The sequence below is a fragment of the Lelliottia sp. SL45 genome, assembly GCF_026672535.1.
Lineage (GTDB): Bacteria > Pseudomonadota > Gammaproteobacteria > Enterobacterales > Enterobacteriaceae > Enterobacter > Enterobacter nimipressuralis.
Window position 1 is genome coordinate 2,354,869 of record NZ_JAPPRH010000003.1, and the last position, 16,324, is coordinate 2,371,192.

Here is a 16,324-nt window from a genome sequence, read left to right on the forward strand (position 1 = left end):
AATTGATACTCTCTTGTAAGTTACTGAGGTACTTATGAAACAAAACGGAAAAGCATACTCTTACATAAGGTTCTCATCAAAGAAGCAAGAACAAGGTGACTCCGTAAGACGTCAAACTGAGCTTGCAGAACAGTACGCACACGTGCATGGTTTGATTCTATCAGATAAGAACTTTCAAGACCTCGGAATCTCAGCATTCAAAGAGGGAAACAGGCCATCGCTGGGCGATATGCTCGAAGCAATTGAGAAAGGACAGATTGAACCAGGTTCAACCATCATCATTGAGTCGCTAGATCGTCTGAGCCGCAGAGGCATTGACGTGACTCAACAGATAATTAAGTCGATTCTGCAACACAACGTCTTTATCGCTTCACTGGTTGATGGTTTATTACTTAATCGTGAATCCGTCAATGACCTTGTGAGTGTCATCAGGATAGCTCTGGCTGCGGATCTTGCCCATAAAGAATCTGAAAAAAAATCGCAGCGCCTGCGTGAAACGAAAAGTCAGCAGCGACAACGAGCGCTAAGCGGTGAGGTTATCAACAAAATCCTGCCTTTCTGGTTGAAACGCAAAGAAGATAAATTTGTTTTTAGTGACAAAGTTGATACGGTCAGGAGAATCATTCAGTTACGCCTTGAAGGATTTGGAACAAACAAAATCGCTAAAGTGTTAAATGACGAAGGTCACAAACCATTACGTTCTGCTGGCTGGAATCATACAACAGTTCGAAAAACAATAAATTCGGTTGCACTATATGGTGCATATCAAACTTCAGAGACAACTAAAGATCGTAAAGTCATTCTGCTTGATATCATAGATGATTATTATCCTGCTGTTATCAGCAAAGAAGAATTCATGCTTTTACAGTCTGATCAGAAACAAAATAAACCTGGATATAAATCTGAACATAATGCCTTCGCCGGAATATTAAAGCACGAATGTGGCGGTTCACTTGTCAGAAAATTTCACGTTGCTTCCGGAAAAACATATCAATACCATGTTTGCGCTAATGCAAGAGATGGAAAATGTAACATAACCAAGAATTTTAAAAATATAGAAATAGCACTTTTCAGGATAATGAAAAAACTCAAGCTTGAGAAAAAAACCAGTTTTGACGGGGCATTACTGTTAGAGCAGGAGACAATAAAAAAGAAGATTCAGGAACTAAATGATATGCTTCTTACTGCGTCTAAGATCCCGACAAGTGTAATACAAACTATAAATAACCTTGAAGATAAACTACAGGAAGTTGAAGAAAAAATAAAACAACAGAACAGTATGATCATCTCAGAACGGGCGTTTGACTTGAAACTATTACAGGATATCAAAGATCCACAAGAACTGAATATGATGCTTAAACGAATCATCGAAAGTATCATTGTCTATAACATAGGCAAAAAGTGGAGAATAAAAGTTCAGTACAGAAACGAACACGTTCAAAGTTTCCTTTGGGATGGCGAAAACATTACTTTTATTACCGATACTAAAGAAATATTAGATCTTGTTAACTCTTGGGGCTAAACCGAGTATAAATCTTTAGCTCTTTCGCCATCAATCGCTCTGTATCTAGTCAGAGCGATTAAAGCTGACTCAGATACCATTCAATACCAAAAACCCGTAAAACTCGATACAGAGCGTTGTAGAGCAAGGGGCCAAAATTATACCGTATTCATTATGTCTACGAACTGTACGAATTGCACCGCTTCTTATCGAAACACCTCATATGGTTGCATGAAATCCCTTACAAAGTAGATGGTTATGTCTTCCACTCGCAGTATTCAAGACTAACCGCAGCCCCGCCCCCACATTAGCATCAAGCATATGAACCACTTGAAAACCCTTTAAATACAATATCCTTAGTATCGTTCCCCTCTCTTCCATCCATACCAATCGATCGTTTTTATAGATCAATTTTACGATATTGATAGATTTAACAGATCAATGTAAGATCATGATTCTTCGCTTGGTGTTTCTCGTAAACAAGACTCATGGAATGAATACTCTGTCCACGACGGAGTGCGAACGATAGAAGGTATCCAGAATGACTATCCTTATAAAAACCCTAAAAATCATGGCGTCAGGCGTTGCTGTCGCTTCAGGTTTAACCACCGCCTCCAGTTCCGTGAATTTCTTGCCAGAGGCAAAATCAGCAGCAAGGGTGCCAGTAGCGACAAAAACGCACTGATGTTTCTCGGGATGGTGGACAGGGATATAAATCTGAAGGGAATGCACTTTGCGATGACAAAGCAATCATCAATAGTTCAGCAGCCTTGATGCTTCTGGGTACATCAAACATTAACGTTAAACCTACTAAAGAGAAGTAGATCATGAAATTATCGGAAACAGCACGTTGGTCAATCTTCGGAGTGATAGCCGCAGCAGTATTAATATCCGCGTGGCTATCAAAAGATCCGAATAAGGCAATCAAGCAAGCAGCGGAACAAGCCGCAATACAAGCCGCAGAAGACAAGCAAGAAAAAATGCTTCAGGATCGTCGTGAAAGTGGATTCGTTGAAAAGGTCGACTACACAAACGCATTTGGTGATGTCACCACGCGTTCTGTAAGCGTGTTGGGACGCACAAAAGGGACTATGCTCACCATCAGACGCGAAGGAACCGGAAAGCTCGTAGACGTGTGTTTCAGTGCGATTACTAACGATAAAAAGCGTGAACTTTTCGCCCCATACTTTTCTACGACCGTTTATGCTAAATTCGATGGAGGAGAAACAAAGGAGTTTAGCGCAAGCAGAGGAAGCACCGAAGATTACCTGTGTATATCCTCTCCTCAGAAGTTTCTTTTTGAAATGAGCCACGCCAATCTAATGCGAGTCCAGTTAATCTTTCTGGATCACTATTCCAAAGTTCCAGAAGTCCATGAATGGAACCTGAAACAATATAATGAGATGATTAAAAGGTAAACAACCAAAGAACATTAAAGTTGTAATGTGTACGACTTTTCATGATTTGAATTAACACAGCGACGGGAACCATGCTTTATGCACATTACCAATAAACCAATATTTATTGATGTGAGCGTTAAAACTTCATATGACAGTCATAACAACTAATAGGCGTATACCTTTAGCGGATGATGAAAATATGCAATATAGTGAAACCAGTATAGTTTTAAGAAGTGAGTGGGAAGCTTCCATATCTGACCTTATGTTTAAAGGGAAATTTACAGTCGGACGATTTCACTTGACAAATTACTTCATCGTTCAATATATGAAGCTGTTACATGGGATCGAAATACCCGATTCTTGGGTCAGCAGCTGTTTCACTAACATATCAGATACCGATACCCGTAAAGTTATGTATATGGAATGCTGCGATATGTTATCAAAAAATATAATGAATGAGATCCGTAAATTAGTAAAGTCACCGTATGTCGGCGTGAAAATATACCGCAGTGGTAAATATGTAACCAAAATAGAATCCACGGAAGAATGAAATGAAATGATCTTAAATCAGTCGTAACCCTCGCTATAGTCTATGGCATCTATCACCTTTAACGATAAAGTGGCTGCATTGAATATTGGTGATTCAATTATACTCGTTGAGAAGAATGCGCGACCAGTACCACATCAGATAAAGTTGTCTGGAAATGGCGGGTCAAGATCACTCGCCAAGGCTGGCAGGAGCGCCAGTACCATTAAAAACAAGCATTTCATGCGCATTTATCTATTTTATTGCCATACTCTGTCACGCTTACTAGCCGTTTAACGATCTGATCGAGCCCCCCGTTTATAACTGACAGAATCATCGAATATCATTAAGGTGGAACACAAGAATTTTGCTTTGCTAATAGGATTAGTCTGATGTGGAGCCGAGTATTTCCGGCTCCATTAATTGACGCTCAAGCTGTTCTCTTAAGTATGTGGTCCAAGAAAGCGATCGCCGTTTAGGTGGATCATATGGGTTGGAGCATCTGCGACCCAAACCTCTGTTTCCCAGGATAATTCCATAAGATACTTTGCCATCACCTTCCGGTCAGGGAATGCAGTAACGTATACCAGCCCAGGTTTGGCATTCGCAAATAATTTTGCTAATTCGCCGTGACGCTTTCCATCGACAGGACCATGAGAAGTCACTGATTCTATTAATAATAACCAGTTTCGTTCTTGCCAATAAAGAACAACATCAGGCAGTTTGCCTTTTCGATCAACAGTTACCCCCAGCTCCGCAAGTCTATCTTTTCTGAAATGATCTTCTTTCGCACCAGTATCACCGATGTAAATAACTTCTGCATCAGGAGCAAAGCGAGGACCAAACTCAATGATGATATCCTTGATTAGCTGGCTATGCGCACCAGGACTCAGTTCCAGTTCAGTACCATCATTCAGCTGCAATGGAACCATTTTCATTTTTCTCGCCATCGCATACTGCTCAACTAAGGTTGATATGTTGCCCATATGTTCATCTAGTGCTTTCTCCCATTTGGCAGAACCATAGTTTAGCAACACAGTATGCAGCTCAGGTGCTATCTGATAGCAAGCCTTAGGGGAGTTAACAGGGCGATCAGGTTTATCTGGGTTGTATAAGGCTATTCCACCATCACAGAACTGATGAAGTGTTTGTCGTCGGAAGGTTTCGCGAGTGTTTGGAGCATATTCTTTGCCATATACATCTCTACACCAATCCATTATCGGTGTAACACCTATCATTGGGCGTTGAATCTTATCCCATTCGCCATCGGGATGAAGGTCAAGCAATGCAAGCAAGGTTAAAGCTGAACGCTCATTTATTTGAGCGCGAGGCATTCCAAGTTGACTCAATACATCAAGAGCTTGTTCGATTTTTTCCTGAGCTTTTAATGGATCTGTCATTTTTCCATCAGTCATAAGATCTAACTCCCTGTTAATGATTTCATCAATTTGGTTCTGGCTTAGAACCTCATCACCCAATTCACTTCCCATTTTTCGCAATACTTCTAATGGGGGATAATGAATCGATCTCAAGTCAGAAGCATTTACTTGTGTATGCCCGCCAAACTGGCGGTAGTATTTGTCCAGCAAAGTGCAATTCAGATAAACATATAGCCCGCGAGCAAGATCTGCATCCATACCAACTTTCTTAATATGAAAAACATTTGTTTTATTCTCAAAACCGATCATATCACCCGGAAGGGATGAATCATATAAAGTTGCGACGATTCGACGCTTTTCTTCCTTACTGCTAAATCTCTTAACAATCAGAAAGTTACCTTTATTCTTCCAAAGCCATGGACGCGATAATGCTGAAACTCTAATAGCATTCGGTTTTTTTCCATCAAGGGGCCAAATAACTTTTCCATTTAAATGCTGAGGAAAAAGAAGTGGTACTGACTCTGAATCAATACTTTCTCGGAGGTCTTCCCTGAGTCGGAAATTAACTACCGGTCCAGTACTGACCTGAATATTTAGATCTTCTAAAGTTGATGTGAACGGCGATAACCTTTCGATAATGTCCTGCTCCCTTGGACTTGCAGCAATATGTATGAACTTTTGCTTATCAGCTGGATTAACAATTTTTTCAATTGAAACCTTCCGTAAGGTCATATCAGTAGCTGTGATTTGCCCAGTCTCATCATCAAGTTGAAAATCGGAAGTTGGACTTGAAGTGATTGTTACTTGTCCTTGTGGAACGCCTTTAACACAATGAATAATAATATTTTCTTGAAGAACTTCATCTTCTGCAAAAGCAGTGTTACGTGTGTCAAAAATGTGGATGTGCTTGATGGCGGTTTCCGAAATCAATTGTTCGCGGAAAGGTTGATAGTACGGACCATTACAGAATGAGCGCGGGATAATCGCAACTAACTCCCCACCTTCCTTCAGCCGTTTTAGGGCTAATGCAACAAACCCTGAGTATAAATTGACCGTTTCTATACCCGCACTGCTTAGAGCAATTCTATGTTGACTTGACGAAAGGATTTTTTTATAGGGTGGATTCATAATTACGTGGCTGTAAGTCTCAATATCCTCACTGGATACAAGATTTTTTACCAACAGACTTGTATCAATAATGTAGTCCACTTTATTGATTTTATAAGATAAAAATCCTTTCCTGGCCTTACTGCAAGCATTCAGCGTTTTATCCAAGAATGGAAGCATTACATCTTCAATATCGAACGCATCAAGCTCTATGCTCTTAACCTTAGATGTCAGGGCTCTATCTATGAATGCGGCAGAGAGAGACCCCACCCCACAGCCAGGGTCAAGCAGTTTTACATCACCTTCTATTTCGTCAAACAGGCTCGCCATGAACAAACAAATCGGAGCCGGAGTCATGAACTGACCCAGCGCAGATTTAGTCTTTGGATTTAGTAACTTATTAGCTTCTTTTCTGTATTGTTCTGCCAGTTCCAACAAGCGCATCATCTTTCCACTTGGTAACAAAAGTTCAAACTGCATCCTACTTCAATGTCGTCTGGATCAACATTAAGTACAGAATGCTTCGCATGGAGACAATGTTACTACAAACACAGGTGGCACAAAGAGATTCTGTGATTAAAAGTGATTTGTCACGGGATCGCATAGACTGTTATCGAATGCAACAGACCACCTCATTTAAGTCTTGTCAAATAGTCCTATCTGTTACAGACGGCAGTTTACCCCGCCGTATTTTTACTTCATATCAACATCACAATGCCGTGAATCACTGCATTAGATTCATTTGTATGATAGTTAACTGTTCAGACCTCTATAGTCTCGATTGGGTATACCTGATTAAGACCATGATACAAAGTCTCAATAGGGTTAAATTAGACTCTATTGACAACAAAAGCACGCACTGTATCATATGGGTATACATTTAATATTCGAAAGAGAATTCATAATGAATGTCCGTATCTATTGCCGCGCATCAACAGAAGGCCAACATGCCGATCGTGCACTGATTAGCCTGCGCGAATTTGCGCAAAACAAGAACTGGCAGATTGCCGAAGAATACATTGAGAATGCCAGCGGTGCGAAGCTGGATCGCATAGAACTAATGCGCCTCCTTGAGGAAGCTCAACCGGGTGATCTGCTTCTCATAGAAGCGATTGACCGTCTCAGTCGTCTTAAACATGAAGAATGGGCAGAACTCAAAGCTACACTGAATAGTAAAGGGCTGGTTATTGTATCAATGGATTTACCAACCAGTTGGCAGATGGTTGAAATGTCAGGTAATGATCTTACCAGTGGCATTCTGCGTGCAGTCAATGCCATGCTGATCGATATCCTTGCGACAATGGCACGACAAGATTATGAGACCCGCCGTAAACGCCAGGCACAGGGGATCGAGCGAGCAAAAGCAGAAGGTCTGTACACAGGGAAAGAAAAGGATATGCAAGCCCGTAAAGTAGTATTCGAAATGTTGGCACAGAACGTTAAACCAGCCCACATAATGAAAGCTGCTGATATCAGTCGTGCAACCTTCTACCGGATCAAAAAGGAATTGGTAAGCTGATTCAGATAAAGTGTATCAGTTCGGACTCGCACTTACAGTTTCCGCAGATAGAGTACGAACGAGTTTTACTGTCCGCTCAGACATAGCCTTAATGTCAGAAATGACATTTTCTAAAATCACATCGCCATTGTGCAGTATGAAAAAAGCAAGAACAAACACTACGCTAACGATAAATCGTATTCGGGGAAACCCGCCCATGCCGAAGTTTTACCGAATAGCGCAGCAGGGAAGCGGCGCAGCCTCCCCTGGCGCTGAGGGACGGACCACTATATCTGGTAGTTCCACCCCCCCATTAAAGCACAGCATATAGTGTTTTGCGCCGCAGCGGGGCGATTCGGTAGAATCGGGTTTTCACCGAATAAGGAAAAATGAATGAATTAGGCGTTGAACAACCGTAAGTTATAGACGGCAAAGAATACGTTGATTAAAATCGGATTCCTCTGCTTTGTGGAATAACGAGGAATAATTATGCATCCAAATGATTTGAACAGGCGCATTGAAAAGTATCAGAAACAGGTCTGGAACGCTTACAACATAGGCCCAACCTATTACAAAGTGGTTTTAAAGAGCGTTTTGGAAGAAATAGTTCGTGATCGTGACGCTCGTATATACACGGAAGAAGAAGCCCAGAAAGTATGGCGCTCCGTTCTGCCTGGTATTGGAACAGAAGAATACGGAGGAATCTCTGAAAGCTTCGAGAAAAGCGGAAGCTACAGGATTTCATTTGATGCTGCTGATGAACTTGCTGAGATGCTGTCGGCTTTCAGAAGGGACAGATAAATGATTGCAGTCATCAGTCTCGGTGTATCTTTTTTCAGTCTTATAATTTCTGGTGCAACTTTTTTTGCCGCATACCGCAGTAATAAAAATGCGCTAGGTGAATCAGAGGAAAACACGTACTCGAAAATTCAGGATGCGCAAGATGCCCTGGCAGATTTTTCAATGGAAATAGCTCTTAAGGCTGAAGCCTGGCAACTAGCTAATCCGGGCCAGACGTACGCAATGAGTCTGGCAGAAAGTAAAATGGAAGATCATAAAATAGAGCGGGTTCTTAACGCCTACGATATTGCCTGCCAGCGTTTCATTGATAAGAAACTGGACAGAAAACGGTTTAAAAGAACATATGGTGAAAGGATAAAAAAAATCTGCAATAACGCTGATTTCCAGAGGATCAAGGACCGGACGACGCACAGTTATACAGCATTGAATCAAATCAACGACGAACTGAATAATCCCGAGAGAAATTAATTGCAGTTGCTTACTATATTCAACCGCAATTGCACAAAGCCGCCAAACATGCGCGGCTTTTTTTGTGAGGCCATTGGCAGCATTGGCGTTTTACAGATTACGAGCGAAGCGAGTTCCGTCAAGCGAAGCGAAGACGGATAGCCAAGCTGGTTAAAAAGCATACGGATATGTCTACTTTTCTCTATATATAAAATATAAAAATATAATAGTAGACATTAGACACTCACTACGTTCGTGTCCCTCGCTTCGCTCGGAATTTTGAAGAAATGTATGAATCTATAAGCAAAGCAACCATCGTTGAACTATCATGCAACTTACCGAAGCTAAAGTTAGTCAGGTTCAAATCATGCCTTAAAACGCTCTGAGCGAAGCTGTAATCGATTTTTATGATATAGGCAACGCCACTGCATGCCTCGAAAAGAAAAACGCTCTACGGGCTTCCTGTGCGATATTTACGAATTCAGTGCTTTACTACTTAATTTCGATGTTGAGTACATGCGTGTTCCCTTCCCTGTTTGCGCTTTACCGCGTTCTTTTGCCAGGTAAGAAAGCCAGAATACCGGACCTTCGAGTGATGAAGGATCGTCACGATGAATGACGTAGTGATCGGGATAGTCTTTAGTGGCTTTAGATAAGTTTACCAGCGTTGCTTTACCACCTGTCAGTTTCATCCAGATTTCCGTAATAATACCAGCGATCCCTCTGTCTGGCGTTCCAAACCATCTTACCGAACGATGTGGAAGTGCAATCCAGCAATGGTAATGGGGCTGTGAAGCCTTTTCCTGTTCGCAAACCCAACCGTAAGCAAAATCTATGATAGGTTCCGATAAACCGTTATTCCCAGACTCCAGGCGGTCACGTAATCGTTTGAACAGGTTGCGTATGTATTTGTTACCTGCTTCAACAGAAGTGAACTCAGGGAGGTGGAGATCAAAACGGGTCAGGAACACTCGACTGTAGAGCTTCAGGATTGCTTTCAGTTCGTTGATTGTTGAAATAAGTATGTCATGACGAACACCAGAGCCGATTCTTGTGTTAATCCGGTATGCATGACCATCATGAACAAAGGAGTTGCCATTAATTGTTTTGTAACGTCCGTGTTCATGGTAGACGGTACGAAAACTTGTTGTCGATAAAATCGACAATGGGAACTGCGCTTGAGATTGTTGCATCATTGTTAAATTAACCTTTTTGTACTCAGAAAGAGATCACACCTCCCAAATAGTTACTACCTAAAACCACGGTAAAATGAGGGCATTTGCGATAGCGCAAAGCCGCCTTGCATCTGACGTTGGGGATGTTTTGGAGGAGAGAAATACTACGGAACAAAGTTTACGAATGTGTTTATTCAACATTAAATCATAACAGCAAGAAAAAAAAATGCAATTTAAAATTTATCCGTGCTGACAGTGTGTCCGATTTGCGGGTTGACCTTATGATATTCTTGGGTTGAGTGGTTAAAACCACAAGGCCAGTATAAGGATATTGGCCCAAATGAAACCAAAATTTTAAACAACGAAGACTGACCAATGTACGCAAGCAGGATGAAAGAAACTTCTCTCCGTATCTCTTAATTCCCCCTTTGAAACTATATGGTGACGTTGCTGGTAACTAACACGGGGAGATTCCTGCGAAAAAGTGTGATAAACACGGCATTATGCCACAATTCCGAATTGAAATCCCGTGTTGCAACCAACCACTAAACTTTAACAAAATCGAAAAAAATGTGATTTCGTACACATCTGAATTCCATGCGCGAGGGAATGCACATATAATGCGCTCCCATCAATGATTCAGACTCATCAACTAATCGCCAGAGTGGCAAAGATACCTCGCATAACATGAATATGAAATTATCAACGCTTTTTGCGGCGGCGTTAGCCGTAGTAGGTTTTTGCAATACCGCTTCTGCGGTGACTTATCCGCTGCCGACAGACGGTAGCCGTCTGGTGGGTCAAAACCAGGTGGTTATTGTTCCGGAAGGCAACTCCCAGCCGCTGGAATATTACGCCGCTGAATACCAGCTGGGCCTGTCCAACATGCTCGAAGCAAACCCGGGCGTTGACCCGTATCTGCCGAAAGCCGGTACCGTGCTGAACATTCCTCAGCAGCTGATCCTGCCGGACACCGTCCACGAAGGTATCGTGATCAACAGCGCTGAAATGCGTCTGTATTACTACCCGAAAGGCACCAATACCGTGATCGTTCTGCCGATTGGTATCGGTCAGCTGGGCAAAGACACCCCGCTGAACTGGACCACTAAAGTAGAACGTAAGAAAGCAGGCCCAACCTGGACGCCAACCGCGAAGATGCACGCCGAGTACATCGCTGCCGGTGAGCCGCTGCCAGCCGTTGTTCCTGCCGGTCCGGACAACCCGATGGGTCTGTACGCGCTGTACATCGGTCGTCTGTATGCGATCCACGGCACCAACGCCAACTTCGGTATCGGCCTGCGCGTGAGCCACGGCTGTGTGCGTCTGCGTAACGACGATATCAAGTTCCTGTTCGAGAATGTGCCGGTTGGTACCCGCGTTCAGTTCATCAACGAACCGGTGAAAGCGACCTCTGAGCCAGATGGCAGCCGCTATATCGAAGTGCACAACCCGCTGTCTACCAGCGAAGATCAGATCAACAATAACGAGATCGTGCCGATTACCCTGAAGAGCAACGTGCAGGCTGTCACCAGCCAGGCCGACGTTGAAACCACCGTTGTGGATCAGGCGGTACAGAACCGTTCCGGTATGCCGGTACGTCTGAACTGATTGACTCAGCTTCAAACAAAAAAGCGGGCTGCTTAGCCCGCTTTTTTATTACCCGTTATTCACGATGACGATTCCACCGTGATCGTACCGGTAGTGGCAATGGGCGTATTCCAGCGGCGTGCCATCCTCCAGATAGATCACCTGCTCCACCTCCAGCACCGGGTCGGTTTGCTCGCAGATCAGATGCTGCATATCCAGCGCGTTCGGTTTTAACGCCCGCACCACCCGATATGACCCCATAATTTTCAGCCCCAGCGTCTCCTGCACGTACTGGAACACCGAGCTTTCAAGATGGGTTTTATTCAGCCCCGGCACCAGATTCAGCGGCATGACGGTGGAATCAAGCGACATCGGCTCACCGTTGAGGCTGCGCAGGCGAATAAAATCATAGATCGGCGTATCGGCGTTTATCATCAGGGACGACTGCTCTTTCTCGTTCGGAAAGCGCAGTTCGAAATGGACCACTTTACTGCTCACCGTGCCCAGATGTTCCCAGGTTTTAGTAGCGCCGAAATAGTCGCTGCCGGAGAGATCCCACTGGGAAAGCTGGAGGAAGTTTTTACGAATGAACGTCCCCTGCCCCTGTCGCGTATAGACCAGCCCTTCCACAATCAGCTGGCGTATCGCCTGCTGAATGGTCATCCGGCTGGTGCTGAACTCCGCCGCCAGCGCAAACTGGTCCGGCAGCGGTTCATTGGCGGCATACTGCTGGCTAATAATGCGTTTCTTAATTTCCCGCGCTATGGTGATGTACTTCGCCGCCATCGCCTTTTCCTTATAATTAATCCGCTATCGCACTGTTTTTCAATGCCACCCTCTCAGCAATCTTGAGGAAAGGCAGGTAGAAGAATACACCAAATACAATGATTGCCAACTGAACCACCACCGCCCGCCAGTCCCCCGCCGTCGCCAGCCAGGCGCTGAGTATAGGCGGCGTGGTCCAGGGGATCATCACCACACAGCGCGACATCAGGCCGAGCGTGGTACACAGCCAGGCAAAGTAAATCCCTATCGCCGGCAGCAGTACAAACGGAATCATCAGCGGCAGGTTAAAGACAATCGGCAGGCCGAAAATCACCGGTTCGTTGATGTTAAACAGCCCCGGAGCCACCGACAGCCGCGCCACCTGTTTGGCCGATTTTTGCCGTGAGAAGATAAAGATGGCGATCAGCAGCGAGATGGTGCTGCCCGTCCCGCCAATCATCCCGAACGTCGGGACAAAAATGTTATTGATGATATGCGGAATCGGCTGCCCGTTGGCGAAGGCCAGCATGTTCTCATTGGTGTTGATTAACAGGAACGGTTCCAGAATCACGCTGTTCACCACCGACTGGTGAATACCCAGCGTAAACAGGAAATTACCGAAGCTGTAGATAAAAATTGTGCCGGGCAAACTGGTATTAATGAGTCTGAGAGGCTGCTGGATAAAATGGGTGATCAGGTGAATCAGATCCGTATGCAGCACGTTCGCCAGCAGTGCCGCCAGAATGGCGAACAGGGAAAGCGTGATGATCGTCGGGATCAGCGCGGTAAAGGATTTGCTCACCGCAGGCGGGACGTTCTCGCCCAGCGAAATGTGCAACACTTTCAGGCGCGAAATCGCAATAAACACTTCCGTTGAAATCAGACCAATCAGCACCCCGGCAAATATGCCCGTCGAGCCGATATTGCTGAACGTCAGCACCTGGGTGACATTCACCGGCGCCTGACTGCCGACGGGCACCAGCTGGAGCTGCATCGGCATCATAATGATAAAACTGCTTACGGCGATAACCACTGCCGAAACCGGGTTGTCGAAATCTTTGTTGCGCGCCAGCGACCAGGCAATCATCGGGGCGAGTAACAGTGCCGCGATGTTCAGCGTGCCGTTAATAATCGCCTCACCCCACACCTTAAAGTGGGCGAGGGTTTCCCCTTCGAACACCCACGGAAACACCACGTTATTCACCAGCACCGCGAGACCGGCAAGGATAAAGATCGGCATTACCGTGGCGAAGGCGTCGCGCAAGGAACGTAAGTGCACCTGGTTTGCCAGGCGCGCGGAGAACTCAACAAATCTGTCGACAAACGACTGCATCGCAGGTGTAATTTTTGTATCAGACATAGCGGATATTCCCATCAATCAGTCACAAAAACCGGTCCGGCAGCGTAAGGCTTACAGCTCGCTTCCGTTGCTATGAATAGCCTGTTTTAACCACGCGTAGCTCTTTTTCGGCACGCGTTTCAGATCCTTGAGATCGTGGTTTTCGCGGTTGACGTACACCACGCCGTAGCGTTTACGCATGTCGCCCTGCGAGCTGAGAATGTCGATCAACCCCCAGCCGAGGTAACCTATCACCTGCGCGCCGTCTTCAAAGATCGCCGCTTTCATCGCCTCGAAATGCTTGCGGTGATAATCGATGCGGTAATCATCTTCTATCGGATTCACCCCGTCCCAGGACTCAATCACCCCGATGCCGTTTTCAATCGGGAAGACCGGCAGACGCCAGTCGTTATAATAGCGGGTGATAATGGTGCGAAAACCGAGCGGATCGATTTGCCAGTTCCATTCGGTGGCTTTCAGGAACGGATTGTTCTTCTCGCCGTGGGCCAGGTAGTAGTTCACCTGCGTGCCTTCCGGAATCGGGTCGCTGTCGAGGGTTTTACTTGCGTAGTAACTAAACGCCATATAGTCGTTTTTGGTTCGCGCCAGCAGGGCCAAATCGTCCTCACGATAGATATCCCCAAATCCTTGCTGTTCAACCACTGCCATCACCGCCGGGCTGTAGCCCTGACCGGCAAAGACGCGCAGCAGATTCTGGTTGAGGAATTCGTCGTACTGCTGAGCGCAGAAGATATCGCGCGGTTTGCAGGTGGCCGGATAGATCAACTGATGCGCCAGCATGCCGCCCATCAACTGCCCCGGTTTGGCCTGGTGCAGGTACTCCGTCAGCGCCATGTGCGCCACCATCGTATGATGCTGGATTTCGTAGAGTTCGCGCAGGGTTTGCTCGCCCTTCATGTAGCCTGAGACTCTGAACGCTTCCGGCATATGGAAAATGTTCTGCTCGTTAAAGGTCAGCCAGTACTTCACCCGGTCGCCGTAGCAGTCGATCATCTTTTTGCCGTAGCGCACAAACGCGTCCAGCACCCGGCGATCGTTAAACCCGTTGTACTCCTGCGCCAGGGCCAGCGGCATGTCGAAGTGGTACAGGCAGATCATCGGCTCTATGCCACGCGCGATGAGATCGTTGATAAAGCGATCGTAAAATGCGATGCCCTCTTCGTTGAAATCGCCGTCACCCTGCGGACAGACACGGCTCCAGGAGATCTGGAAGCGGTAGCAGTTCATGCCCAGATCCTGCATCAGGTCGAAATCTTCCTGGTAGCGATGATACGAATCGGTGGCGACTTTCCAGTCAGAGGCATTTTCCCCGGCTTCGCGGATGTCATACACCGACATCCCCTTTCCGCCCTCGTTCCATGCCCCCTCGGTCTGCATACTGGAAACCGAGTTACCCCATAAAAAGTTAGCTGGCAGTGATTGTTTCATGGTCTCTCCCTATATGACTAGTCATTTAAATTTCATGACTAGTCATATAGGCAAAGATGAAAAATCAAGCAAACGAAAGGATCGTTTTTTGTGAGCGGGATAGAAATAAAGAAGCCGGAGGGCCCTGCTGTTTATCTAAAACAGCACAGGGTTCTCTCGGATTCGATCATTGATAGAAAGTGATGAACGCTAACCCTTGCCCTAGTAATACGTGATTGTGACATTCACTTTTGCCGTAAAATCTCCGGAAAAGGTATTGTCATTTGCGTCGGTTATCTCGGGGGCTGTCTGTATGGCCGCCGCCTGGAAAAACGCCGTATTTTTCCCTTTCTGCCCCACTCCGATATTCTGCTTCACGCCCATTCGCACCACTTTCCCTTCACTGTTATAGAGACCCACTTCGAGGCCTTTCAGCTTTTGACCATTTTGATCGCTCACTGCCGAAATGGTCTCTCGTCCGCGCACAATGGTGTAGGGCTCATCAAAGGTAAACTCGACATTGTTGGTGTAACTGCTGCAGGTAAAATCCATGCCAAAACGGGTCAGCTTTCCTTCCCGCGGGAATGAACCGCTGCTGCTTTTGCGAAATTCCCCCAGGTCCACGGTCTGATGTTTGTTATCCAGCGAGCACGACGGCGCTGCCATATAGACGCCCGATCCGAGCGGTACGTCGACGCTTGAGGCGCCGCCCAGGCCGTCAATAGAGAACGTGAGGTGTGCCCCCGGCGGAATGACCGCTTCTGAGCGGTAATCCACCCAGCCCAGTTTAATCAGCTCCACGCGCATCGATTCGATGGCGAAATTGTATTTGTTATCAAACCGGTACAGGGTTTTTCCGGCGTTGTACTGGGCACCAAACTGCACCAGCGTCGAGTCCTCTTTCCCGTTAATAATCGGGTATTCCACCCCGAGGCGTTTCCCCAGGACCATACGGGCAGACGGATAGCTGTCCGGCGGGGTCTCTTCGCTCAGCGACACCGCCTTGATGTACATCTTCATTTTGATGCCGTTGTTGGTGGTCTGCGCCTCCCCGGTCCAGTCCAGCGCCTTATCATTCACCGTGCTGAAGCTGAGGGTGATGTTGCCGTCAAAATTCGCCGGGGCGTCCAGGTCCTGACCGTCCGAGGTACAGGACAGGCGCATGTTGGGCAGAAACTGCGCGTAGTCCAGCGACAGCACGACGGTGTAGTCGGGGGTGTTTTCATCCACCGCAATCGGGTTTTCCCGGGTAAAGGGGGCGAACGGCAGCGCCCCCCCGGTGTCAATATCACAGTGCAACGCCCCTGCCCAACTGAAGGCAGGCAGCAGACACAACAGCAGGCCACACCAGAGTTTCATAATCAGTGTCCG

The 16,324-nt window shown here is 46.0% G+C and carries 12 protein-coding genes; 6 read left to right on the forward strand and 6 right to left on the reverse strand.

Annotated elements, in window-relative coordinates; translation table 11 throughout:
• Window positions 1–34 precede the first annotated feature (34 nt).
• Entirely contained in the window at window positions 35–1,522 is a 1,488-nt protein-coding gene (locus OVA10_RS17610) for a recombinase family protein (RefSeq protein WP_268196525.1), read from the forward strand.
• Window positions 1,523–2,328: 806 nt separating this feature from the next.
• The gene (locus tag OVA10_RS17615; RefSeq protein WP_180253481.1) at window positions 2,329–2,919 is read left to right on the forward strand and encodes a hypothetical protein; all 591 of its coding nucleotides are present in this window, start codon (window positions 2,329–2,331) and stop codon (window positions 2,917–2,919) included.
• Window positions 2,920–3,870: 951 nt separating this feature from the next.
• On the opposite strand, the gene OVA10_RS17620 is transcribed toward OVA10_RS17615, so the two are convergent.
• Window positions 3,871–6,393 (reverse strand): BsuBI/PstI family type II restriction endonuclease, encoded by a 2,523-nt coding sequence (locus OVA10_RS17620; RefSeq protein ID WP_268196526.1) that lies wholly within the window; start codon window positions 6,391–6,393, stop codon window positions 3,871–3,873.
• Between the two features lie 424 nt (window positions 6,394–6,817).
• On the opposite strand from OVA10_RS17620, the gene OVA10_RS17625 reads away from it, so the two are divergent.
• The 3 genes from OVA10_RS17625 (at window position 6,818) to OVA10_RS17635 (ending at window position 8,680) form a co-directional block, all read left to right on the forward strand.
• Entirely contained in the window at window positions 6,818–7,432 is a 615-nt protein-coding gene (locus tag OVA10_RS17625; protein WP_268196527.1) for a recombinase family protein, read from the forward strand.
• Window positions 7,433–7,900: 468 nt separating this feature from the next.
• The gene (locus tag OVA10_RS17630; protein WP_268196528.1) at window positions 7,901–8,212 is read left to right on the forward strand and encodes a hypothetical protein; all 312 of its coding nucleotides are present in this window, start codon (window positions 7,901–7,903) and stop codon (window positions 8,210–8,212) included.
• Window positions 8,213–8,680: a hypothetical protein gene (locus OVA10_RS17635; protein WP_268196529.1), complete on the forward strand. Its 468-nt coding sequence runs from the start codon at window positions 8,213–8,215 to the stop codon at window positions 8,678–8,680.
• Window positions 8,681–9,132: 452 nt separating this feature from the next.
• Here OVA10_RS17635 and OVA10_RS17640 read toward each other — a convergent pair whose 3' ends face one another.
• Window positions 9,133–9,855: a YagK/YfjJ domain-containing protein gene (locus OVA10_RS17640; protein WP_268196530.1), complete on the reverse strand. Its 723-nt coding sequence runs from the start codon at window positions 9,853–9,855 to the stop codon at window positions 9,133–9,135.
• Between the two features lie 666 nt (window positions 9,856–10,521).
• On the opposite strand from OVA10_RS17640, the gene ldtB reads away from it, so the two are divergent.
• On the forward strand, window positions 10,522–11,442 hold the full coding sequence (gene ldtB, locus OVA10_RS17645) for a L,D-transpeptidase (protein WP_100777079.1): 921 nt from the start codon (window positions 10,522–10,524) through the stop codon (window positions 11,440–11,442).
• A gap of 48 nt (window positions 11,443–11,490) precedes the next feature.
• Here ldtB and OVA10_RS17650 read toward each other — a convergent pair whose 3' ends face one another.
• From OVA10_RS17650 to OVA10_RS17665, 4 genes are all read right to left on the reverse strand, one after another.
• Entirely contained in the window at window positions 11,491–12,207 is a 717-nt protein-coding gene (locus OVA10_RS17650; protein WP_268196531.1) for a GntR family transcriptional regulator, read from the reverse strand.
• A 16-nt stretch (window positions 12,208–12,223) separates the two neighbouring features.
• Complete coding sequence (locus OVA10_RS17655) at window positions 12,224–13,546, reverse strand: PTS sugar transporter subunit IIC (RefSeq protein WP_268196532.1); 1,323 nt, start codon at window positions 13,544–13,546, stop codon at window positions 12,224–12,226.
• A 51-nt stretch (window positions 13,547–13,597) separates the two neighbouring features.
• The gene (locus OVA10_RS17660; RefSeq protein ID WP_268196533.1) at window positions 13,598–14,974 is read right to left on the reverse strand and encodes a glycoside hydrolase family 1 protein; all 1,377 of its coding nucleotides are present in this window, start codon (window positions 14,972–14,974) and stop codon (window positions 13,598–13,600) included.
• A 201-nt stretch (window positions 14,975–15,175) separates the two neighbouring features.
• Window positions 15,176–16,312, reverse strand: a complete 1,137-nt coding sequence (locus OVA10_RS17665) for a fimbrial protein (protein WP_268196534.1) — start codon at window positions 16,310–16,312, stop codon at window positions 15,176–15,178.
• Between the last annotated feature and the right edge of the window lie 12 nt (window positions 16,313–16,324).

Excerpts from the sequence above, each read along its gene's own strand:
- OVA10_RS17620 (WP_268196526.1), bottom strand. The coding sequence starts at position 6,393 with ATGCAGTTTGAACTTTTGTTACCAAGTGGAAAGATGATGCGCTTGTTG.
- OVA10_RS17665 (WP_268196534.1), bottom strand. The coding sequence starts at position 16,312 with ATGAAACTCTGGTGTGGCCTGCTGTTGTGTCTGCTGCCTGCCTTCAGT.
- OVA10_RS17635 (WP_268196529.1), top strand. The coding sequence starts at position 8,213 with ATGATTGCAGTCATCAGTCTCGGTGTATCTTTTTTCAGTCTTATAATT.
- OVA10_RS17625 (WP_268196527.1), top strand. The coding sequence starts at position 6,818 with ATGAATGTCCGTATCTATTGCCGCGCATCAACAGAAGGCCAACATGCC.
- OVA10_RS17650 (WP_268196531.1), bottom strand. The coding sequence starts at position 12,207 with ATGGCGGCGAAGTACATCACCATAGCGCGGGAAATTAAGAAACGCATT.
- OVA10_RS17640 (WP_268196530.1), bottom strand. The coding sequence starts at position 9,855 with ATGATGCAACAATCTCAAGCGCAGTTCCCATTGTCGATTTTATCGACA.
- OVA10_RS17630 (WP_268196528.1), top strand. The coding sequence starts at position 7,901 with ATGCATCCAAATGATTTGAACAGGCGCATTGAAAAGTATCAGAAACAG.
- OVA10_RS17615 (WP_180253481.1), top strand. The coding sequence starts at position 2,329 with ATGAAATTATCGGAAACAGCACGTTGGTCAATCTTCGGAGTGATAGCC.
- OVA10_RS17660 (WP_268196533.1), bottom strand. The coding sequence starts at position 14,974 with ATGAAACAATCACTGCCAGCTAACTTTTTATGGGGTAACTCGGTTTCC.
- OVA10_RS17655 (WP_268196532.1), bottom strand. The coding sequence starts at position 13,546 with ATGTCTGATACAAAAATTACACCTGCGATGCAGTCGTTTGTCGACAGA.
- OVA10_RS17610 (WP_268196525.1), top strand. The coding sequence starts at position 35 with ATGAAACAAAACGGAAAAGCATACTCTTACATAAGGTTCTCATCAAAG.
- ldtB (WP_100777079.1), top strand. The coding sequence starts at position 10,522 with ATGAATATGAAATTATCAACGCTTTTTGCGGCGGCGTTAGCCGTAGTA.